Annotated in this window: 21 protein-coding genes; 7 read left to right on the forward strand and 14 right to left on the reverse strand. The window is 66.7% G+C overall.

Going from position 1 to position 19950, the window contains the following annotated elements; translation table 11 throughout:
• Positions 1-53: 53 nt before the first annotated feature.
• The 7 genes from GGR03_RS21975 to GGR03_RS22005 form a co-directional block, all read right to left on the reverse strand.
• Positions 54-488, reverse strand: a complete 435-nt coding sequence (locus GGR03_RS21975; RefSeq protein ID WP_183210923.1) for a pyridoxamine 5'-phosphate oxidase family protein — start codon at positions 486-488, stop codon at positions 54-56.
• Positions 489-835: 347 nt separating this feature from the next.
• Positions 836-2275 carry an ABC transporter ATP-binding protein gene (locus tag GGR03_RS21980; RefSeq protein ID WP_183210924.1) on the reverse strand — a complete coding sequence of 480 codons (1440 nt, stop codon included), beginning with the start codon at positions 2273-2275 and terminating at the stop codon, positions 836-838.
• Entirely contained in the window at positions 2272-3090 is an 819-nt protein-coding gene (locus GGR03_RS21985) for an ABC transporter permease (protein WP_183210925.1), read from the reverse strand. The genes GGR03_RS21980 and GGR03_RS21985 overlap by 4 nt, the downstream gene beginning before the upstream one ends.
• The gene (locus GGR03_RS21990; RefSeq protein ID WP_183210926.1) at positions 3087-4025 is read right to left on the reverse strand and encodes an ABC transporter permease; all 939 of its coding nucleotides are present in this window, start codon (positions 4023-4025) and stop codon (positions 3087-3089) included. Before GGR03_RS21990 ends, GGR03_RS21985 begins: the two co-directional genes overlap by 4 nt.
• Entirely contained in the window at positions 4022-5560 is a 1539-nt protein-coding gene (locus GGR03_RS21995) for an ABC transporter substrate-binding protein (RefSeq protein ID WP_183210927.1), read from the reverse strand. Before GGR03_RS21995 ends, GGR03_RS21990 begins: the two co-directional genes overlap by 4 nt.
• 38 nt (positions 5561-5598) lie before the next feature.
• Positions 5599-6801, reverse strand: a complete 1203-nt coding sequence (locus tag GGR03_RS22000; protein ID WP_183210928.1) for a GTP-binding protein — start codon at positions 6799-6801, stop codon at positions 5599-5601.
• A gap of 503 nt (positions 6802-7304) precedes the next feature.
• Positions 7305-8108, reverse strand: coding sequence for an extracellular solute-binding protein (locus tag GGR03_RS22005; RefSeq protein WP_183210929.1), 804 nt, complete (start codon positions 8106-8108; stop codon positions 7305-7307).
• 187 nt (positions 8109-8295) lie between these two features.
• Between GGR03_RS22005 and GGR03_RS22010 the strand changes: the two genes are divergently transcribed.
• The 3 genes from GGR03_RS22010 to GGR03_RS22020 are packed head-to-tail and all read left to right on the forward strand — an operon-like array spanning position 8296 to position 10045.
• Entirely contained in the window at positions 8296-8712 is a 417-nt protein-coding gene (locus GGR03_RS22010) for a nuclear transport factor 2 family protein (protein WP_183210930.1), read from the forward strand.
• An 8-nt stretch (positions 8713-8720) separates the two neighbouring features.
• A complete protein-coding gene (locus tag GGR03_RS22015; protein ID WP_183210931.1) occupies positions 8721-9236 on the forward strand; it encodes an RNA polymerase sigma factor in 516 nt (171 codons plus the stop codon).
• A complete protein-coding gene (locus GGR03_RS22020) occupies positions 9233-10045 on the forward strand; it encodes an anti-sigma factor family protein (protein WP_183210932.1) in 813 nt (270 codons plus the stop codon). The genes GGR03_RS22015 and GGR03_RS22020 overlap by 4 nt, the downstream gene beginning before the upstream one ends.
• A gap of 28 nt (positions 10046-10073) precedes the next feature.
• On the opposite strand, the gene GGR03_RS22025 is transcribed toward GGR03_RS22020, so the two are convergent.
• Genes GGR03_RS22025 through GGR03_RS24505 form a run of 4 tightly spaced genes read right to left on the reverse strand, consistent with a single transcriptional unit; the run spans position 10074 to position 12583 of the window.
• A complete protein-coding gene (locus GGR03_RS22025; protein WP_183210933.1) occupies positions 10074-10685 on the reverse strand; it encodes an NAD(P)-dependent oxidoreductase in 612 nt (203 codons plus the stop codon).
• Positions 10686-10725: 40 nt separating this feature from the next.
• On the reverse strand, positions 10726-11157 hold the full coding sequence (locus tag GGR03_RS22030; protein ID WP_183210934.1) for a YybH family protein: 432 nt from the start codon (positions 11155-11157) through the stop codon (positions 10726-10728).
• Positions 11154-11780, reverse strand: coding sequence for a class I SAM-dependent methyltransferase (locus GGR03_RS22035; RefSeq protein WP_183210935.1), 627 nt, complete (start codon positions 11778-11780; stop codon positions 11154-11156). Before GGR03_RS22035 ends, GGR03_RS22030 begins: the two co-directional genes overlap by 4 nt.
• Positions 11777-12583 (reverse strand): alpha/beta hydrolase family protein, encoded by an 807-nt coding sequence (locus GGR03_RS24505; protein WP_246368391.1) that lies wholly within the window; start codon positions 12581-12583, stop codon positions 11777-11779. Before GGR03_RS24505 ends, GGR03_RS22035 begins: the two co-directional genes overlap by 4 nt.
• 240 nt (positions 12584-12823) lie before the next feature.
• Between GGR03_RS24505 and GGR03_RS22045 the strand changes: the two genes are divergently transcribed.
• Positions 12824-13774, forward strand: coding sequence for a LysR family transcriptional regulator (locus GGR03_RS22045; protein WP_183210936.1), 951 nt, complete (start codon positions 12824-12826; stop codon positions 13772-13774).
• A 208-nt stretch (positions 13775-13982) separates the two neighbouring features.
• Here GGR03_RS22045 and GGR03_RS22050 read toward each other — a convergent pair whose 3' ends face one another.
• Positions 13983-14837: an alpha/beta fold hydrolase gene (locus GGR03_RS22050; protein ID WP_246368425.1), complete on the reverse strand. Its 855-nt coding sequence runs from the start codon at positions 14835-14837 to the stop codon at positions 13983-13985.
• Positions 14838-14961: 124 nt separating this feature from the next.
• Between GGR03_RS22050 and GGR03_RS22055 the strand changes: the two genes are divergently transcribed.
• On the forward strand, positions 14962-15279 hold the full coding sequence (locus tag GGR03_RS22055; protein ID WP_183210938.1) for a winged helix-turn-helix transcriptional regulator: 318 nt from the start codon (positions 14962-14964) through the stop codon (positions 15277-15279).
• A gap of 239 nt (positions 15280-15518) precedes the next feature.
• Here GGR03_RS22055 and GGR03_RS22060 read toward each other — a convergent pair whose 3' ends face one another.
• A complete protein-coding gene (locus GGR03_RS22060; protein ID WP_183210939.1) occupies positions 15519-16481 on the reverse strand; it encodes a LysR family transcriptional regulator in 963 nt (320 codons plus the stop codon).
• Between the two features lie 137 nt (positions 16482-16618).
• Here GGR03_RS22060 and GGR03_RS22065 point away from each other — a divergent pair, with 137 nt between their 5' ends.
• Positions 16619-17641, forward strand: a complete 1023-nt coding sequence (locus tag GGR03_RS22065; RefSeq protein WP_183210940.1) for a zinc-dependent alcohol dehydrogenase family protein — start codon at positions 16619-16621, stop codon at positions 17639-17641.
• A 289-nt stretch (positions 17642-17930) separates the two neighbouring features.
• Here the strand turns inward: GGR03_RS22065 and GGR03_RS22070 are convergent, their stop codons facing one another.
• Positions 17931-18989, reverse strand: a complete 1059-nt coding sequence (locus GGR03_RS22070) for an alanine racemase (RefSeq protein WP_183210941.1) — start codon at positions 18987-18989, stop codon at positions 17931-17933.
• Between the two features lie 126 nt (positions 18990-19115).
• On the opposite strand from GGR03_RS22070, the gene GGR03_RS22075 reads away from it, so the two are divergent.
• On the forward strand, positions 19116-19934 hold the full coding sequence (locus GGR03_RS22075) for a transporter substrate-binding protein (protein ID WP_425486734.1): 819 nt from the start codon (positions 19116-19118) through the stop codon (positions 19932-19934).
• Positions 19935-19950: the final 16 nt, after the last annotated feature.

A 19950-nucleotide genomic window follows, 5' to 3' on the forward strand; every position in this document is an offset into this window, starting at 1 on the left:
CTTTTCCGGCGCCGCGAGACGGCGCCGGATCTGGTGGTCGCGCGTGCCCGAAATCAGGGCGTGACGTCGCCCTCGTCCTTGCCGTTCCCGTAATGGATACGGTCGGCATGGACCTTGATGAGCACCACCCCGGGTGTGTCGATCCCGTCCTCGAACCAGTAGTCGAGGTCGGAATTCCAGTGCGCCTCGAACTGCGACTTGTCGCGGATCAGCTCCGCCGTTCCCTCCACCGAGATGAACATCGGCGGCTTGCCGAGCAGCCCCGCCTTGCCCTGGAACGACAGGCCGACCTTCGGGTCCCGCTCGATGTCGGAGACGGTGCGGGCCTGCTCGTAGGTGAAGAAGAAGGAATCGCCGTCATAGTCGACGTCGCGGTTGTTGCTCATCGGCCGCGCGGCGATGTCGCCGGCTTCGGTCTTGGTGGAGAGCATCGCAAAGTCGATGTCGCGCATCGCCTCGGCGAGGTCGGAAAGGGTCATGTCGCTCATGGAAGGCTCCGTTGTTGTCGGAGCCTAACGCAGAGGCCCGCCGACGGGTCCATCCGGCAGGCGCAGATGATGCCCGATTGACCGCGACACGACGAGGATCTGCCGCCTGGCACGACGTTTTTGCCGCCGCGAACCGGGCGAGGCCTGGTCGGCACAAAGCGCCGCGTGGACGTTAAACTTTCACCCTGTCGCTCCATCGGTCCACGCCACGAAACGCTTGGTGCACCTTTCGCACTGGGGTGCGGATCAAGGAACGCTCCCTCTGGTTTGTCCGCTGTTGTCGGCCAACTCGGATGTCGGTGATCGCGTGCCGATAGGGGCGAGGTCGCGCGGGGCCCGCCGGCAGATTATGCGGCTTGGCGGGCCTCGACGTTCACCGAGCGGTCGCCCTCCAGCCGGAGCCTACGATCGGCCACCGCATCTACCAGCGCCTCGTCGTGACTGATCAGGATGATGGCGCAACCGTCCCGGTCGGCGGCGTCGACGATCAGTTCGATCATCTCCTTCTGGGTGACGAGGTCGAGGCGCGAGCTCGGCTCGTCGGCGACGATCAGTGCCGGCTTGAGGAGGAGCACCCGCAGCAGCGAGAAGCGCTGGAGTTCGCCGCCGGAGACCTGGCCGGGCCGGCGGTCGAGCAGTGCCGGATAGAGGCGCAGGCGCTCCATGAGGTCTGGAATCCTCGACGCGTCCAGCCGATGCAAGGCGGCGAGGTCGCAGAGGGTGCGGCGCAGCGTTCGGCGCGGCGGGAAGGCCGCGACGGGATCCTGATAGAGCTTCTGGAAGGCGGTGGACGGCAGGCCGACATGGTGCTGCACCGTGCCCGCATCCGTGCGCACCAGGCCGAGGGCGACGTCGCCGAGGGTCGACTTCCCGCAGCCGCTTGGACCGGTCAGCCCGACGATCTCGCCGCGGCGCACCGCCAGGGATAGGCCGGAAAACAGGGTGCGCCCGCCGCGCGAGGCGGCGACGTCGCGCAGGTCGAGGACGGATTCCGCCGCCTGCGACGCGGGCGCAGCCGGAGCCCGTGCCGGCCAATGGCGCGGATCGGCGGCAAGCAGCGTCCGGGTATAGTCGTGCTGCGGCGCCGCCAGCACGACATCCGCTTCGCCGCGCTCGACGATCTCGCCCTTCAGCATGATCGCCACCTCGCCGCCCAGGCGCCGCGCCACTTCGACGTCGTGGGTGATGATCAGCAGCGCGCCACCATTCGCCAGGCCCTTGCGCAGGAGATCCACGACCTCGCCGATCCGGGCCGCGTCGAGGCCCTTGGTCGGTTCGTCGGCGATGACGATCGGCGCGCCACCGGCCCGCGCCACGACGAAGGCGAGGCGTTGCGCCATGCCGCCGGAGAGCTGGAACGGATACTTCGCCACCGCCTCCGACAGGCCGACGCTGGCGAGATCGCTCTTTGCGGCCCGGTCAGCGTCCGCCTCGCTACGTTCCGCGACCAGAAGGTGTGTCTCGGCGACCTGCGGCAGCGCACGCATGGTCGGATCGAGGCTCAGCCAGGGCTCCTGCGGCAGCACCGTGATGCCGCGCCCCCAGAGCGCATGGCGGCCAGACGCCCCCGCCTCCTCCGAGACGTCGCCGATCGTGACGCGCCCTTCGGCCGACAGCCCGTCCGGCAGATTGCCGACGATGGCCTGCGCCAGGAGGCTCTTTCCCGATCCGGTCTCGCCGATGATGGTCAGCGGCCGCCCCGGGACCAGGTCGAGACTGGCCGGCGCGACGATGCGCTGCGGTCCGGCGTGCACCGAAACCGCTTCGAGGGTGAGGACCGGGTTCATCGGGCGCGGTATCCTGCAAGGAGGTTGAGGGACAAGACGAGCAGGAACACCGCCAGGATCGGCTGGAGCAGCACGCCGGGCGCCTCGGCGTAATACGGCAGCAGTTCCGTCATCATCAGGCCGAGCTCGGCCGTCGGTGGTCTCAGGCCGACGGAGACGAAGCCGAGCGCCGCCACCGCCATGATCGCCGTCGCCGCGCCGAACGCGCCGACCGTCAGGATGACGGGCGAGAGTTCCGGCCAGAGATGGTGCCGGACGATGTAGGCCGGGCCGAAGCCGAGGAGGCGCGAGGCCTCGACGGCGGGCGAGGCGAGGATCGCCCGCGAAGTCGCCCGCGTGATGCGGAAATACTCGATCCACAGGACCAGCGAGATCGCGCCGTAGATGGCGAGGAAGGAGCCCGGGAAGATCGCGCTGATCAGCAGCACGAGAAGCAGCCCGGGCAGGGAGAGGAACACGTCCGCCAGGATCGACAGCAGCCGATCGGTCCATCCGCCCTTCCAGGCAGCGAGGATGCCGAGAAGCGTGCCCGGAATGCCGGCCGTCAGGACGCTGAGCACGGCGAGCCCGAGCGACAGCCGAAGGGCCGCGCCGAGCCGGGCGAACATGTCGCGCCCGAGATGGTCGGTGCCGAACGGATGCGCTTCGCTCGGCCCGGAGAGGATCGCCCCGTAGTCCTGGCGTGCCGGATCGCTCGACGCGAGGATCGGCGCGAGGAGGGCGAAGAGCACCAGCAGGAGGAGCAGCGCGGCGCCGACATGGGGCAGCCGTCGCGGCTGGTCCGGCGAGGCCGGAAGGGTTTCGGCAAGGCTCATGCGGCGCTCCTTGCGCGCGGATCCAGCTGCGCGTTGACGATGTCGACGACGGCGTTGAGGACGACGAACATCAGGCCCATGCACAGGGCCGTTCCCTGCACCATCGGCAGGTCGCGCTGGACGATGGCGTGGACGAGCGCGTGCCCGATGCCGGGCCAGGCGAACAGCGTCTCGACCACGACCACGCCCTCGATGAGCATGACGAGCTGGACGCCGAGATAGGTGACGACCGGCACCGAGACGTTGCGCAGGCCGTGGCGCGGAAAGAGCTCTCGCTCCGGCAGGCCCTTGAGCCGGGCGAAGGCGTAGAAGGGCGCTGCGACCACCTCCGCCGTCGCGTCCCGGGCGACGCGCGACGAGACGGCGGCCAGCCCCAGCGCCAGCGTTACCGAAGGCAGCACGAGATGGATCGCGTCGCTATGGCCGGCCGCCGGCAGCAGGCCGAGCGACAGGGCAAAGACCAGGATCAGCAGAAGGCCGATCACGAAGGGGGGCAGCGCCCGCACCGTGACCGCGGCGACGAGGAGCAGCCGATCGAGGACGCTGCCCGCCTTCCGGCCGGCCAGCATGCCGAGCGGCGGTCCAATCACCAGCGACAGCGCGACGGCGCAAAGGGCGAGCGTCACCGACGCGCCGAGCTGATGGGCGAGTTCGTCGACCACCCGCTCGCCCGAGACGAGCGAGCGGCCGAGATCGAGGGTCAGGATGTCCCAGATCCAGCGGCCGAAGGCGAACCAGCCGGATTGGTCGAGCCCGAGCTCGGCCCTTACCGACGCCGCGGCCTCCGCCGAGACCATGTCGTAGCCGTAGCGGCCGGCCGCGATGCGGTATGCCATGTCGCCCGGCAGAAGCCGCATCAGGACGAAGGTCAGCGCCCCGACCGTCAGCGCCACGAAACCCGCCTGGAGGAGGCGGTTGCCGAGAAGCCGGATCATGGCTTCCACCGCATCTCGGAAAGGCCGAAGCTGCGCTCGAACGGATCGATCGTCGCGCCCTCGACCGTCTTGGTGACGGCGGCGGTCTGCTCGTACCAGACGACGGGGATGACCGGCAGGTCGCGCTGGAGGATCGCGGCGATCTCGCCGCGCAGCCGCGCCTGTTCGCCTGCGTCGGAAGCCCCGAGCAGCGCCGTCATCGCTGCATGGAATTCCGGGTCGTCCCAGTTCATCGCGCCCCAGTCCGAGCCGCCCTCCTGGAAGTCGCCGAGCAGGGTGACGAAGGGATCGGGCACCAGCGAATAGTTGCGGGCGGCGAGCGCGAGCTGGAGCGTGCCGTCCTGATGGCCGGCGGGGATCGAGGAGGAATTGGTGACCGCCACTTCGACGTCGATGCCGATCTGGCGGAACTGGTCCTGGAGCGCCGTCGCGATTAGCGGCAGTTCCGGACGGTCGGCATAGGTCAGCAGCCGGAGGCGCAGCGGCTTGCCCTCCTTCTCCAGTATGCCGCCGGCGCCCAGCGTCCAGCCCATTGCCTCGAGCCGCTGGCGTGCGCCCTCGGGATCGGTGGCAAGGGGCGTCAGCGCCTTGTCGTGCCAGGCCTCGATGCTGGGCGGAAAGAGCTGCGTCGCGCCGGTGCCGGGCGCGCGCAGCAGCGCCGCGGCGAGCCCTTCGCGCTGGATCGCCTCGCTCAGCGCCTGTCTCCCCTCGGCGCTGTCGAAGGGCGGCAGGCCGGCATTGACCTTGAGCTGCATGACCCGCGGCAGCGGCATCTTGAGGATAGCGACCGCGTCGTTGGCTTGGAGGCGAGCGATGCTCGGCGGGTCGAGCTGGAAGGCAAGGTCGGCATCGCCGCTCTCGGCCATCAAGGTGCGCGTCTCGCCGCGCCCCGCCGCCAGATAGGTCGCGGCCTCGATCGCCGGCTTGCCACCCCAATAGTCAGGGAAGGCCTCGACCGAAAGGCGCTGCGGCGCCTCGAACAGCGTCAGCCGGTAGGGCCCGGTGGCGATGACCTCGGTCACCGTGCCGCCCTCGGCGAAGGACGAAGGCGCCAGGATGATCGTCGAGAAGTGGGCCAGCAACGCGGTGAGCGGCGCGAAGGGCTCCGCCAGGCGGATCACCACGGCGCCGTCCTCGGCGGCGATGCTCTCGATGCTGGCGCGCTCGAGCACGCCCGGCTTGCCGCGCGCCTTCTCCAGCGAGGCGGCGGCTGCCTCGGCGGTCAGCAGCGTGCCATCATGGAAGCGCACACCCTCGCGGATGGGCAGCGTCCAGACCAGCCCGTCCTCCGAGACGTTCCAGGCAGTCGCGAGGCCCGGCTGCGTCCGGCCCTCGCCGTCGACCTCGAGCAGCGTCTCGCCGACTTCCATGCGCTGGAAGATGAAACCGGAGAGCGACGGGTCGGCGCCGCCGATCTCGAAGGGCGCGACGATGTCGAAGACGCCGTCCGGGGCGGCCAGCGCCGGCAGCGAGACCAGGGTGGAGAGGGCGAGGGCGAGCGGGCCCAGCACGCGGTTCAGGGGGCGATGGATCATGGGTGGTCTCGGATGTTGGAGAGGAAAGGGAGAAGTGCTCAGGCGGCGCGGGGCGCCCAGTTGGGGAAGGGATCGGGCAGCCGTTCCCAGAGCGTCGGCTCGAAGCGGTCTTCGGGCACCAGGCAGGAATCCAGCCGGGCGCGGATCGTCGCCCCGTCCATCGGATCGGTGCCGATAAAGACGATCTCCTGGCGCCGGTCGCCCCAGAGCGGATCGAGCTTGGGCGCCATCAGGCGGTGGAAATCGGGATCGTCGGGCCAGCGCTCGCTCGGCACCGCCGACCACCAGAGCCCTCGTCGTTCGGTGCGGATCTGTGCGCCGGCCAAAGCAAGTTCGCCGACATGGTTCGGGCGCGTCGCCAGCCAGAAGAACCCCTTGGCGCGTAAGACGCCCGGCCATGGCTCGCCGATGAAGCGCTGGAGCGCGGCGGGCTGGAAGGGACGGCGGGCCCGGTAGACGAAGGAACGGATGCCGTATTCCTCGCTTTCCGGCACATGCGCCGCAAATCCGTGCAGCTCGCGGTACCAGAGCGGATGGGTATGGGCCTTGTCGAAGTCGAACAGGCCGGTGCCCAGCACCGCGCCGAGCGGCACGTGGCCGTGGTCGCACTCGACGATCAGCGCCCCGGCGTTCAGCCCCCGGACGATGGCGCGGGCGGCGGCGAGGGCCGCCGGCCCGGCGAGCGCGGCCTTGTTGAGCACGACGACGTCGGCGAATTCGATCTGCTCGACGAGCAGGTCGACCAATGTGCGCTCGTCGCCTTCGCCGAGGGATTCGCCGCGATCCCGAAGGAAGTCGCTGGAGGCATAGTCCTTCAGGAGGTTGGCTGCGTCGACCACGGTGACCATCGTGTCGAGGCGGGCGACATCCGACAGGCTGAAGCCGGCCTCGTCCCGGAACTCGAAGGTGGTGGCGACCGGCAGCGGCTCGGAGATGCCGCTCGACTCGATCAGCAGCGCGTCGAAGCGCTGCTCCGCCGCCAGCCGCCGCACCTCGGCGAGAAGGTCGTCCCGCAGCGTGCAGCAGATGCAGCCATTGGTCATCTCGACCAGCGTCTCCTGCGTGCGCGACAGGTCGGCGCCGCCGTCGCGCAACAGCGCCGCGTCGATGTTCACCTCGCTCATGTCGTTGACGATGACGGCGACCCGCAGCCCTTCGCGATTACCGAGGACGTGGTTGAGCAGCGTCGTCTTGCCAGCGCCGAGGAAACCGGAAAGAACGGTGACGGGCAAGCGATTCATGGGGAGCTCCGTAGCCAGGATGGAGCGTCCGTAATGTTATTTCGTTACAGTGTCAATCGCGGATCTGGCGCTGCTGGCGGCTGGGGGCCCGCATCCGTTGCATCATAACGAGACGGTGACGGTTCAAAGTGTCGAACGGGCGGGCCGGTATCGGGAAAGCTGGTGGCAATAACTGCCGTGGCCGACACCATCGGCTTTCCCGATCGGTATCGAGTTGCGTCAATCGGCGCAGACGCCCGGCCAAGCCGTCATGCGGCCCTGCCTGCTTGCAGCGTCTTCTTGACAGTTCGAAGGCCGTCGTGCCCCGCCAGCCGGGCGATCCGACGCTGCTCGCCGCGCGGATCGTGACGCCTGCTTCGCAGGGCGAGGCGCCATTTCGGCTCATCGTCGGCGACGACGCCCGGCAGCGGCCCTGCAGTGACCTCGGGCGCTTTCCGAAAGCGACCCGCAGCGGAAAACGCGCCGGGCGAAGCAGACAGGCCCGGCCGCGACGGTCGCCGCCCTTACCGCTCCCAGCCTTCCGTTCGCATCAAGGCCTGCGCCTCGGGCGTCACCAGGAAGTCGGCGAACTCCCGCGCCTGCGGGTCGCCGTCCGGAGCGACCGCGAGGTTGAGGTCGCGCCAGATCCGGCGATCGTCCTCGATCGGCACGGCGTCGAGGACGTCGGCCTTCGTCACCGTCCAGTCCGGCCAGGTGATCCAGGCATCGGCCTCGAGATCCTGGAACGCCTTGAAGCTCGCACCCGAGCCCGTGGAGAAGCTGACGATGTTGCGACGGAACTGCCCGATATCGGACAGCCGCCCGAGGCGACCCGCCACGTCCTCCCAGGTTCCGGTGCCCGACGTGTTGGCGACGCCTGAGCCTTCCGTAACGACGATCCGCATGCCGTCCTTCAGGAGGTCGTCGAAGCCTGCGATGCTCTTCGGGTTCCCCTTCCTGACCGCGATCACCGTCGGGCGGACGTAGATCGGCTCGACCTGGTTCGAGGAGAAGGTCTTGTAGGTCTGGAGGAAGGCCGTCATCGACTGTTCCGACGTGCCCCAGATGATGTCGGCGTCGCCTTGAGCCTTCTGCGACCACGTGCCCTCCGGACCGGCGGTGATCACGACCTCGTTTCCGGTTTGCCGCATCCAGAGGTCGGCGACCTTCTTGAAAGCGGTGTGGGGACCGCCGGCGCCGTAGAGGCGCACGACACCGTCTCTGGGTTCATGTTTGATGGCGGGATCGAAGAGCACCGTGGCCTGCGCCTGCGCTGTGACGCAGGCGCCGAGAAAGGCGGCGGTGGCAAGGATCGGGAGGCGTGACATCGGAACTCCTGGCGGTTCGCATCGAGTGGTCGGGGCCCCTGTTTCGGGCCGGCGTAAGGGAGGGACGCCGCCTTTCGCCATTTATTCCCCGAAGGGATGCCAAGTTTTTTGCCGAGCCATCGGGAATAAGGGATCGCGGCCGGCGTCTCGGTATGGTCAGGAACCTTCAATGCGAGGACGCACGCCCATGAAGACGCTTCTCACCGCCGCCGCCATCGCCGCATTTGCCGTATCGGCAGCCCATGCCGGCCCCGCCGCCGACATGGCGCAAGCCCGCATCGCCTCGATCGCCGAGGGCGACACCGCGACGGTGGCCGCCGCCTACCAGGCGGGTGCCGTCCTTCATTGGGTCGGCGGTCCGCTCGACGGCACCTACGAGGAAGCGGAGATCGAGGCTGTCTGGAAGAAGTTCGCCAAGGCCCAGCCGAACCTGACCGCGGACATCATGGACGTGTCGGAGGCAATGAACCCGAAGGGCGCGACGGTCACCGCCAACGTCGTGTTCCAGGGCAAGGACAAGATCCCCGTGCGCTACATCATGCTGTTCCGCGACGGCAAGCTCACGGATGAGATCTGGCAGGTCGCCCCGGCGCTCGCGAAGTAGGCACGGCGATGAGCGAGGACGAGATTGCCCGGCTGGTTGAACCGCTCATTCCTGGGCTGCGGCGCTACGCCTACGCGCTGGTGCGGGACGGTGCGGCCGCCGACGATCTCGTCCAGGACTGCCTCGAGCGCGCCGTCGGACGCTGGTACCTGCGCCGCGCCGACGGCGATCTTCGTGCCTGGCTCTACGCCATCCTGCGCAACCTGCATCTGTCGGCCCTGCGCCAGGATCGCCGCCGGGGCGAACATCTTGGGCTCGACGACATGACCGAGCCGCCCGGCGTCGACGGCGGCCAGATGGAGAGGGCCGAGTTTCGCGACGTTCTCGCCGGGCTCGACGCCTTGAGCGAAGAGCACCGCACGGTGCTGTTGCTCGTCGGCGTCGAGGATCTGAGCTACGAGGAAACCGCGAAAGTCATGGGACTGCCGCTTGGGACCGTGATGTCGCGCCTGTCCCGCGCCCGCGCCCGGCTGCGCACCTATCTCGACCACGGTGTTCGACCGGGCCTCAGGAGGGTCAAATGAGCCGCATCGACCCACCCGTCGGGGAGGACGATCTTCAGGCCTATTTCGACGGGCGCCTCGCCGCGGATCGGCGCGCGACGGTGGAGCGCTACCTGAACGACCACCCGACGGCTGCCGATGACCTCGCGCGCGACGGCGCGGCTCTGGCCGAGTTGCGCTCGCGCCTCGCCTTCAAGGCTGCCGAGCCCATTCCGGCGCGCCTGCGCGTGTCCAGCATCCGCGCCGGCCTGCGGGGGCAGCGGCTCGCGCGCCTCCGGTCGGTGGCCGCCGTCTGCGCCTGGCTTGCCCTCGGCGGGATCGGCGGATGGCTGGCGAGCGGCCTCCTCGCGTCACCGCAGCCCGAACCCGTACGCGTTGCCCGCATGGCGGACGACGCGATCGCGGCCTACCGCACCTTCGTGGTCGAGGTGGTTCATCCCGTGGAGGTCCGGGCCGACGAGCAGGCTCATCTCGTGGGCTGGCTGTCGAAGCGGCTGCGCACGCCGATCGACGTCCCGGACCTCACCTCCCTCGGCTACCGCCTGATGGGCGGACGCCTCCTGCCCGGCCACACGGGGCCGGCCGCGATGCTGATGTACGACGACGATGCGGGCACTCGGCTGACGCTCTACGTCAAGACCGACGAGATCGAGGAGACGGCCTTCCAGTTCGTGGAGAAGGACGGTGTGTCCGCATTCCTGTGGCGCGACCGCGGCCTCGGCTACGTCGTCTCCGCTGCCACGCCGCGCGAGGCGTTGATGCCGATCGCCCGGCTCGTCCACGACGAGTTGGAGCGCCGGCCGGGCGCCGCGCCCCCGAACCAGCTCTGAAGGACCGCCTTTGCTGAGACTCGTAGCCTCAGTAGGCAACCGTGAAGCGCGAACGAGGATGGCGATGCTGTTCGAGTTCATCCACCATCGCGATGGCGTAGTCGGCGAAGCTGATCCGGCTTTCGCCCGCTTCGTCGGTGAGCAATCGGTCCGAGCCCGTACGGAAGCGGCCCGTTCGTGGCCCCTCCTCGAACTGCGCGGCGGGGGACAAATAGGTCCAGTCAATCCTGGCTTCGGTCCGGAGAGCGTCGAGGAAGGCGATGCCCTTGCTGGCCTCGCCCTTCCACGCCTCGGGGAAGTCGGGCGTATCGATCACCCGCACGCCCGGGGCGACTTCGAGGCTGGCCGCGCCGCCCGTGACCAGGAGGCGGGGCACGTCCGCCGCTTTCAGGGCGTCAAGAATGGTGGCGGCATCGACATCGAAGTGTATCGCGCTGATGACGGCATCACTGCCGCGGATGAGACCGGCGAGAGAAGCGGCGTCCGCAGCGTCGCCCCGCAGGGCCGTCACGCCGGCTATCGCCGGGATCGCCGCCGGTTTCCTTGCGATCGCGACCACCTGGTGACCGCGCGCGACCAACTCCCGCACGATCTGCGATCCTGCGCGACCACTCGCGCCCAAGACGGCAACTTGCATCATCACAGTCCTTCCGAAGAGAAACGTGTCCAGGCGGTCAGGCTCACGGCTGGAAGTCGGTCACACCGACGTTGGTTTCGAGGTCGATCGGAACCGAGACATGATCGTGAATGATCCGCCAGCTACCCTCGAACTTTCGGTAGCCGAGCGTTTCGCGCGTCCACATGTCGAAGGCCTTGCCCTCGATAGAGCCGGCGAAACGCGTGAGGCCCGTCGAGAAAGCCACGTCGCCGGAGCAGTGGATCTTGGTGGCACCCCATTCGAAAATCGGGTCACCGTCGAACATGTCGAAGAACCTTTTCCAGTGCGCCCGGAACATGTCCCAGCCCTCGAAAATGAACGGCGGCATCACGTCGTAGCCGAGATAGTCGGGGCCGGGGTAGTAGGTCTCCATCAGGCGATCGAGATTGCGCGACTGAGCAGCTTCAAGCCATTCGTTTCTGAGCGCGCGGATCTGTTCCTCATTGGTCGTCATGCTGGTCTCCTTTGATGATTGGGGGCCGGGGGCGTCGGCGCACCCGGATCGGTCTTGCGGAACACGGGGGTGCTTCCGGCCTCGATGCTGCCGGCGAACCGCCAACGGCGGGACTGTCCGAACTCGGCGGTGATCGGCAACCGCTCGGCAGTGCCGGCGTGGGCAAGGTTGCCGCAGACGAGAAGGCCATCTGGCCGCAGAAGGTTACGGAGCTTCCCGACGAGACGCACCGTCGGCCCGAGCCCGTCGAAGAAGGCAAGGTCGTAAGGTCCGTCCAGATCGCCCATGACCTCGAAGAAGTCTCCCAGCCGCACCCTCACGCGGGCCTCGAGGCCGAGATCGCGGATGTGTTCGCGGGCGAGCGCGACGTGCTCGCGATCGCCCTCGATCGTGTCCACATGCGTCTCTTCCGTTGCAGTGGCGAGGACGCATGCCGTGTAGCCGATCGCCGTGCCGAACTCGAGGATCCGGGTGGCGCGGTCGGCACGCGCGATCGCCAGCAGCCCGGCCCCGTCCTCGAACGTATAGGCGTTGCAGCCGTGATGGCGCCGATGGCGCCGCGTTGCCGCCTGCAACCCGTCAAAGCGAGCGACGTCTTCGGCCACTGTCGCGAGACCGCTCACGCCATGTACTCGTCGAGCCAGGCCAGCATCGGCGCAGGACGGCGCTGGAACTCAAGATAACCGTCCCACCGCAGCGTCGTATCCTGGATCCAGTGCAGCTTCTTCTGCGCGATCGGAATGGCGTCGAAGGTCGCCTGCACGTCGGCCGGGGTGGTCAGCACGTCGTCGTGCACCTGATAGACGAAGGCCGGCGTCTTCACGCTCCGCGCCCAGAGATTGGGCGACATCTGGTCGAAGGTCACGCTGGCCACGAGCTGGATTTCGCGTTCGAGCTGATCGACCCGATCGGCCAGCCCCATCTGCTCCAGTTCGCGCGTCATTATCGAGCGGATCGAGAGCGGCTGGCAGAGCAGCAGGCAGCGCACGTCGTCGAAGTGCCGCGGTTGCGTGTGGATGGCGTAGAGGTTGGCGTTAGCGCCGTTGCACCGCGAGAACAGGCCGATGGCCATGTGCTTGAGGTCCTCGCGGCCACGGGCGTAAAGGAGCGAGCCGATGACGTCGCGCCCCTGGTGCCGCCCTCCGCTGTTCAGGCCGCCGTTCCCAATGCCGCTGAGGCCGAAATTGCGCTCGTCATAGGTGAGCACGTTGTATCCGGCCTCATGCAGGATGCGGTAGTCGGCGACGTAGTCGACCTCGAACGTATTGCCGCTCGCAGTCCCGAAGGACCGCCAAGGCTCCAGGTGCGTCGGGCACCCGTAGCGGTTGAACATCATGGGATGATTGGCGATCACGAGGCGATCGGAGCCCGTGCAGGGGATGAACCACGCCTCCAGCGGCACGCCGTCCTGCGATGGAAAGGTCACGTCTTCATAGTCGAGGCCTTCGTCGGCAGGCGTGCGGAGCAGGCGAACGAAGCGGGTGACTCCATCCGCGCGCTATTGCTCCGAGACGCTCGCCGATCTGCTCCTCCGAGAGTGGCTGTTGTCGGTCCGTCCCGTCGGCCATGCGAAGCTCCATCCAGCGGTCGCGATGCAGCGACCTGTCTGGCGGGATTTCTACGCCACCCTTTTCATTCGCTGAATGACGATATACGGCTAAACACCATGCAAAAATCAAATGAACCTGGCATCGGTCATATCGACCTGCGCGCGTTGCGCTTCCTTATGGAGGTGCTGACGCGCCGCAGCGTCACCCGCGCCGGCGAAGCGATGGGATTGAGCCAGCCGGCCGCCAGCCGACTGCTCGCCCAACTCCGGCACGCCCTGGGCGGAGATCCACTGCTCGTGCGGGCCGCAAACGCGGGTTATGTCCCGACGACACGTGCAACTGAACTGCTGCCTCGACTGAGGGATGCGATCGCGGCGACTGACCGGGTGTTTGCCCAGCCGGTTTTCGATCCGAGCACGTCCAGTCGGTCGTTCCGCGTCGCTACGACCGATTACGGTGCGGCGGTCGTCGTTCCGGCCCTGGTGCGCGCACTTCACACCGAAGCGCCCGGTACATCGCTCGAACTGTGTGCCTGGAGCGTTGATACGCTCGCCGATCTCGAGGAGGGGCGGGTGGATTTCGCCTTCTACACCGACGAGGCGCTACCATCGGGCTTTCATCATGCGTCGCTGTTCGAGGAAGGCTTCGCGTTCCTCCTGCGTCATGGTCATCCGATCCTCGCGTCACGCGACCCGTCCGGGCACATCGCTCCGTCGATCCTCGCGGCCCTGCCTCGCGTGGCTTTGCTCTATCCCGATGGCACGGAAACGGGGGTGGATGACCCGCTCGCGGCCTATGGAAGGCCGCTCGGGCCCGGCGATCTACGGACGCCCCACTTCCTGTCTGCCCCCTTGTCCGTAAGCGGCTCGGACTTCGTCCTGTGCGTGCCCCGACGCATGGCCGAGCTGGTGGCCGCCCCGGGTGATCTGGTCGTTCTGGATTTTCCGGAGGCGGATCCGGTCACCTACTGCATGATCTGGCACGATCGAGCCGGGCTGGATGCGGGCTTGAACTGGGTACGCGAGCGACTGCTCGTGTGGGCCGCCACCAAAGGTCAGACATCGTAGGGAAACAGGACGCTCTCGGCTGGACAACCAGGATGCCGGGAGCGCAGCTGACATCAAATGGGGCTCGGAAGGACTTCTGCCTGAGGACGTTGAGGTGCCCCGTAAAGTCATTGCTGCCCTACGGCTCAAGCTGGAAGGCGGCGCTGCCGACGCCTGAGCCCTCAGGTGCCGTTGCAACCGGATTTGTGGTCGCTCCGAGACGAAGACGTTATTGCGCCAGGCGCCCTCGCGCGGTCATACCCCGGCCACCACCGACCTCCGTTACAGCTACGTGTGGCAGTCTTTGCACGAACTCGTCGATCATCGCGTTGAACCGGACAGGGTTGTCGACAAAAACTGCGTGACCCGCGGCATCGAAGCGCTCCATCTGGATACGTTCGCCCAGCTGCGACTTCAAATAATCCGCCCCTTGCTGCAAGAGCTCCTGGTAGGCGAACAGAAGCGGGCGAGACAGACGCGAAAAAGCGCCTGAGAAGTCGTTGCTAACCAGCATGTTGTGCATCAATGCTATTGCGGCATCCGTAGGGGTCTTGTCTGTGCCACGCTTGACGGATTCGAGATAAGTCTCGGATTGCGGCGTCTTGTACCAGACGGAGAGGAATTCCTCGATCGCCTGCTTCCGATTCCGCTGCAGGAGATTGGTGAAGTAGGCGAGGATGGGAACCACGTTCGGGTTCGCTTCAGGTGGCAGGAGCCCGTCCACCATGACGATGCCGCCGAGCTCTTCGTCGCCGAAGAGTTCGACGTATCGCATGAGCTCGCCGCATGCCATCGACCAGCCGACCATCACAGGGCGATTCAGCTCCAACGCGTCCACGACCTCCTTGTAGTCGCGGGCACGCGCCTCCGGCAGGTGGCCGAACGACGGCTTGTCACTGTCTCCCTGCGAGCGGGGATCGATCGCGATCACCCGATAAGATGTGGAGAGTCCTGCAATTTGCGGCTCCCAAATCGCGGCTTCACTGAGCCAACCAGGAATAAGGACGATTGCTCTGCCTTCACCCGTATCGGTGTAGTGAATGTTCGTCCCATCAGAGGTCGTGACAATTCCGTGTTTTGTCATATGCACGATTTCAATCCTTGCTCCACATCGCCAAGGACCAGTCTAGGTCTGCCAGGAAAACATGGGAATTACGCACTTTTGAGTGCGCTGGTCGCTCAATGGCGACAGAAGGAAGGTGAACTGGATGAGCGATCAGCTCGCTGGCCAAGATCAATGCGCGGAACGTCTCCGCGCCGCCATCCGCTGTATCGACGGCAAATGGAAGCTACCGATTCTGGCCAGTCTTCACCGAAACGGTACGCTGCGGTTTTCCGAGCTGGAGCGCGCGATACCAGGGGTTACGCAGAAGATGCTGACGCAGCACCTCCGCGAACTGGAAGAGGATGGCATCGTGCACAGGATCGTCCACTCTCAAGTGCCTCCCAAGGTAGAATACCTGCTTACCGGCAAGGGACTGGCACTCCAGCCGGTATTCGCATCGCTGCATGATTGGGTCGGCTGAGCGACTGGGAATGGCTTCGGCAAGCTTGGGCTTCTGGCTAATGAGCTTATGCTTCCCGCGCAGGAAAGGTTCGAGCCGGTCGAGGATGGGATCTGGCGTGCCGGATCTCTGCCGGTCATCCCCGGATCTCGGTTTCAATTCGGGTAGAGCGTGGTTTGCAGCCGGTCCTGTTTCCAGGCGACCAGTTCCATGAACTGTTGGTGCTTAGTGCCTGCAAGGACCCAAGCGGGCTCGGCCACTCACGGATTGGGGGACGTGGTTTGAGACTGTCGGCCTCCACCGTTCCCCGTGCCGTTCGAGCCGGGATAAGCAACAAGCTTCATGAAATCGATGAAGGCGCGTAGCGCCGCCGGCATCCGCGTTCGGCTGGAATAATAGAGGTGGAACCCCGGCAGCGGCTCGTCGTGACCCGCCAGAACCCGAACCAGTTCACCGCGTTCGAGATGGGGCGCGACGAAATCTTCGAGAAGGAAGGCGAGGCCCATTCCTTGAAGCGCACCCGCGATAAGGAGATCGGTATCGTTGGTGGTGAGAACGTTGCCGGTCATGACCGTCGCGGCGCGCCTGCCGTCCCCCGCGAAGCGCCACGGCAGAAGGGCGCCGCTTCCGCCCCAGCGGTAGCTGAGGCAGCGGTTACGGGAAAGGTCCTGCGGGGTCACCGGCGACGGGTGCGCGGCGAAATAGGCCGGTGAGCCGACCACGGCCGTACGAAGGTCCGGGGTGAGACGCACCGCGAGCATGTCCCGGTGCACCTGGCCGCCGATACGCACGCCGGCGTCGAAGCCCTTCGCGACGATATCGGTGATTTCGTTGTCGATCACGAGGTCAAGTTCGACACCTGGAAAGGCGGCAGCGAAGGCACCAAGGCGCGGCATCACCACAAGCCGGGCCGCAATGCTCGGCAGGTTGATCCGCACGAGGCCTTTGGCTTGCGCCTGGAAGGCACCGGTCTCGCGGAGGGCCGCATCCATTTCCGCCAAGGTGGGCTCGATGCGCGCGTAGAGGCCCTGGCCCGCCTCCGTGGGCGCGACGCTGCGCGTCGTTCGATTGAGCAGCCGGACGCCCAGCCGCTCCTCCAGCGACCGAATGGTGCGGCTGAGGGCCGAGGGCGATAGGCCGAGCCGTTTGGCGGCGCGGCGAAAGCTCCGCTCCTCTGCCACCAGCGAGAAGGCGCGCAGCTCGGCGAACTCGACGGGCGTCATTGTACACTTCCAGCGCAACGAATGATGTCGGATAAACACCATTCTCTCCTACAATGCCAGGGCGCACATTGCCCTCGACACCGGAGCGCACCGATCGATCGGGCGGCCTCCGGCTCCGGCAAGAGAGGCTATGAGCGATGACCAACATGCGGCGCTGGGAGATCGATGCGATCGGGCTCGACCACCTGCAACTGCGCGACCGTCCGATGCCGACCCCCGGCAAGGGGGAGATCCTGGTACGGGCGGCGGCCGTGGCGCTGAACTACCGTGACAAGATGGTGGTGGAGAGCGGCCGCGGTCTGCCGCTTCGGTTCCCCTTCACGCCGGGTTCAGATCTTGCCGGTGAAGTCGTCGCCCTCGGCGAGGGAACCAGCCGCTTCGCCGTCGGCGAATGGGTCGTGTCAACGCCGACGCCGGACTGGATCGACGGCCTTCGTCCCGGCACCGCCCGCACTCCCGCCTACCAGACGCTCGGCGGGTATTACCCGGGTGTCCTCTCGGAATATGTCGCGATGCCGGAGCTGTGGTTCGTCAAGGCGCCGGCGATCCTCGAACCCTGGCAGGCGGCAACATTGCCGGTGGCGGGGCTGACAGCCTGGTCTGCGCTTGTGGAAAGCGCCGGAGTGCGCGCCGGCGACACCGTTCTCATCCCCAGCACCGGCGGCGTCGCGCTGTTTGGTCTTCAGATCGCCAAAGCGAGCGGTGCCGAGGTCATCGTCTGCGGCCAACCCGCTAACGCGGCGCGGGTGCGCGCACTCGGCGCCGATCACTTCGTGGATACCGATGCGGAAGACTGGATGGAGGCGGTCTATCGGATCACCGGCGATCGCGGCGCCGACATCGTGCTGGAGGTGATCGGCGGGGCGCATCTCGGCAAATCCGTCGAACTCGCTGCCGTCGGCGGCCATGTCTGCCAGATCGGCGCTCTCGACGGCTTCGAGTTCAGTTCCCCTGCCATGCCCCTGATGCTGAAGAACATCACCATTCACGGCATCGGCACCGGCAGCCGCCGGGCGCTGGAGCGCCTGGTGCGGGCTGTCGACCGAGCCGGCGTCCGGCCGGTCGTGGATGCGCGCTATCCGCTCGCCGAATTGCCCGCCGCTTTCGAGCATCTCACGCGCGGTCCGTTCGGCAAGGTTGTGATCGACATGATGCAGTGACGCAAGGCGCCACCGAAGCATCACCCGAACCTTCGAGAGCGTCCGGCTTTGAGACAACCCATCACTACCGGGGAACGGCGGCTGTGGGGCGGAAGCTGAATCGCAGCTTTCGGACTGCGATGCCCGGAAGCCGACCGTCCGCTCCCGGCCCCGAGAGGGCTTTGCCACATGGCAGGAGCTGCCTCGGTATGATCACGTCGCCAGACACAGCGTTGTGGAACGCTTCAAATAGTAGAAAGCCGATCTTCATCTGCGCTTGCGAACCGGGTGGACAGGCAAGGCCACGGTTTCACGTCACACGCCCGCGAGCCGTGACATGCCAGACCTCGAGCGTATCGTTTGGCATGCGAACCTGAACAGCATCCATCATGTTGGTGACAACACAAGCATGGTTGGGAATGATCTCCACCTTGTCGCCGACCTCGAGCGGAATGGCGTGCTTGCTGGTCAAGCGTCCGTGCTCCTCGGACAGTTGATCGATGACCACCTCCGGCAGGCCCATCACCATGCCGTAGCCTTCAAGCCCGAGGAGGTCGGATGTCAGGACCTTGGTTCCTGCGTCGATGATCGCCCGCTCGGGCGTCGGCTTCGACACCACGGTCGCGACGACCCGCAATGCGCAGTCCGCTTGGGTGGCCACATCGCGGGCCAGCAGCGAACGGTCGTTGTAGATATAGGTGCCGGGCCGGTACTCGGTGACGACGCCATCGGCACGCATCCGCCAAAGGTCGGGTGTGCCGCCGGACGAAACCACCGGCACCGCAAGGCCAGCGCCTTCGATCGCGGCCTTGGCCTCGGCGAGAAACGCGCTGGCGGCCGCCTGCCGGCCAGCCGCCGGATAGGTCATCAACCCGCCGAACACCAGGCCGGGAGCCGCGTCGATATGGCGTGCCAGAGCCGCGGCATCGCCCGGCGACTGGACGCCGCAGCGGCTCCCGCCCGTGTCGCACTCTACCAGCACCCGCAGCGGCGAAGGCTCGCCCGCAAAACCATCTGATAGCCCGTCCACCACCGCGCGACTGTCGGCAACAACGGAAAGGCGCACGCGCCGCGCGAGCGCCACCAGTCGCGCGAGCTTGGATCTGCCGAGGATCGGATAGGTCAGCAGCACATCCGCGATCGAAGGCGCTTCGTCCAGAAGCGCCTCGACCTCTCCGATCTTCTGGCAAGTGATGCCGACGGCGCCCGCGGCGATCTGCGCTTCGGCCAACCGCGCGAGCTTGTGGGTCTTGATGTGCGGGCGCACGGCCAGTCCTTGTGCCGCCAGATGCGCCTGCGCGCGCTCGATGTTTCGAAGCGCGACCGCGAGATCGATCACGACCGCCGGGGTTTCGAACTCGCCTTCCATGGTCCCTCCGAAATGCCTGTTGACAACGATCGAGGCATGGCGATTTATAAGGCAATCCGCTGTCGCGGTCAAATGTACGTTGTAACAGACATATGGAAAGGTATGGCAATGGATGTGAAGGCAGTAATGCTCGGGCTCTTGGCGACCGCGTCCGTCGCCGCTCTTCCCGGAGCCGCCTCGGCGGCCAAACTCGACGACGTTCTGGCGCGCGGCACCCTCGTGGTCGGCACCGGCTCGACCAACGCGCCCTGGCACTTCAAGGACGCCTCCGACACGCTGCAGGGCTTCGACGTCGACATGGCCAAGATCGTCGCCAAGGCGCTGTTCGGCGATCCCGAGCGGGTCGAGTTCGTCAACCAGTCTTCGGATGCGCGCATTCCCAACATCACCACCGGCAAGGTCGACATGACCTGCCAGTTCATGACCGTGACCGGCGAGCGCGCGCAGCAGGTCAATTTCACCATTCCCTACTACCGCGAAGGTGTCGGCCTGCTGCTTCGCGAAGGCGGCGACTACGCCGACTATGATGCGCTGAAGGAGGCCGGCTCCTCGGTGACGATCGCCGTGCTCCAGAACGTCTATGCCGAAGAGCTCGTCCACAAGGCGCTCCCCGAGGCGAGCGTCGATCAATACGAGTCGCAGGATCTTCTCTACCAGGCGCTGCAGTCGGGCCGCGCCGATGCCGCCGCGACCGACCAGTCGTCGATCGCCTGGTACGTCAAGCAGAACCCCGGCCAGTTCCGCGACGCCGGCTACGGCTGGAGCCCGCAATCCTATGCCTGCGCCGTCGCCAAGGGCGATCAGGACTGGCTGAACTTCGTCAACACCGCGCTTCACGAAGCCATGACGGGCGTCGAGTTCGACAGCTACGCCGCCTCCTTCAAGGAATGGTTCGGCGAGGACTTGTCGCCGCCTGCGATCGGTTTCCCGGTCGAGTTCAAGTAGGCGCCCGAACCGGCGG

Origin of the sequence: Aurantimonas endophytica, assembly GCF_014196845.1 — a bacterium.
Classification (GTDB): Bacteria; Pseudomonadota; Alphaproteobacteria; order Rhizobiales; family Rhizobiaceae; genus Aurantimonas; species Aurantimonas endophytica.

Excerpts from the sequence above, each read along its gene's own strand:
- GGR03_RS21975 (WP_183210923.1), bottom strand. The coding sequence starts at position 488 with ATGAGCGACATGACCCTTTCCGACCTCGCCGAGGCGATGCGCGACATC.
- GGR03_RS21980 (WP_183210924.1), bottom strand. The coding sequence starts at position 2,275 with ATGAACCCGGTCCTCACCCTCGAAGCGGTTTCGGTGCACGCCGGACCG.
- GGR03_RS21985 (WP_183210925.1), bottom strand. The coding sequence starts at position 3,090 with ATGAGCCTTGCCGAAACCCTTCCGGCCTCGCCGGACCAGCCGCGACGG.
- GGR03_RS21990 (WP_183210926.1), bottom strand. The coding sequence starts at position 4,025 with ATGATCCGGCTTCTCGGCAACCGCCTCCTCCAGGCGGGTTTCGTGGCG.
- GGR03_RS21995 (WP_183210927.1), bottom strand. The coding sequence starts at position 5,560 with ATGATCCATCGCCCCCTGAACCGCGTGCTGGGCCCGCTCGCCCTCGCC.
- GGR03_RS22000 (WP_183210928.1), bottom strand. The coding sequence starts at position 6,801 with ATGAATCGCTTGCCCGTCACCGTTCTTTCCGGTTTCCTCGGCGCTGGC.
- GGR03_RS22005 (WP_183210929.1), bottom strand. The coding sequence starts at position 8,108 with ATGTCACGCCTCCCGATCCTTGCCACCGCCGCCTTTCTCGGCGCCTGC.
- GGR03_RS22010 (WP_183210930.1), top strand. The coding sequence starts at position 8,296 with ATGAAGACGCTTCTCACCGCCGCCGCCATCGCCGCATTTGCCGTATCG.
- GGR03_RS22015 (WP_183210931.1), top strand. The coding sequence starts at position 8,721 with ATGAGCGAGGACGAGATTGCCCGGCTGGTTGAACCGCTCATTCCTGGG.
- GGR03_RS22020 (WP_183210932.1), top strand. The coding sequence starts at position 9,233 with ATGAGCCGCATCGACCCACCCGTCGGGGAGGACGATCTTCAGGCCTAT.
- GGR03_RS22025 (WP_183210933.1), bottom strand. The coding sequence starts at position 10,685 with ATGATGCAAGTTGCCGTCTTGGGCGCGAGTGGTCGCGCAGGATCGCAG.
- GGR03_RS22030 (WP_183210934.1), bottom strand. The coding sequence starts at position 11,157 with ATGACGACCAATGAGGAACAGATCCGCGCGCTCAGAAACGAATGGCTT.
- GGR03_RS22045 (WP_183210936.1), top strand. The coding sequence starts at position 12,824 with ATGCAAAAATCAAATGAACCTGGCATCGGTCATATCGACCTGCGCGCG.
- GGR03_RS22050 (WP_246368425.1), bottom strand. The coding sequence starts at position 14,837 with ATGACAAAACACGGAATTGTCACGACCTCTGATGGGACGAACATTCAC.
- GGR03_RS22055 (WP_183210938.1), top strand. The coding sequence starts at position 14,962 with ATGAGCGATCAGCTCGCTGGCCAAGATCAATGCGCGGAACGTCTCCGC.
- GGR03_RS22060 (WP_183210939.1), bottom strand. The coding sequence starts at position 16,481 with ATGACGCCCGTCGAGTTCGCCGAGCTGCGCGCCTTCTCGCTGGTGGCA.
- GGR03_RS22065 (WP_183210940.1), top strand. The coding sequence starts at position 16,619 with ATGACCAACATGCGGCGCTGGGAGATCGATGCGATCGGGCTCGACCAC.
- GGR03_RS22070 (WP_183210941.1), bottom strand. The coding sequence starts at position 18,989 with ATGGAAGGCGAGTTCGAAACCCCGGCGGTCGTGATCGATCTCGCGGTC.
- GGR03_RS22075 (WP_425486734.1), top strand. The coding sequence starts at position 19,116 with ATGCTCGGGCTCTTGGCGACCGCGTCCGTCGCCGCTCTTCCCGGAGCC.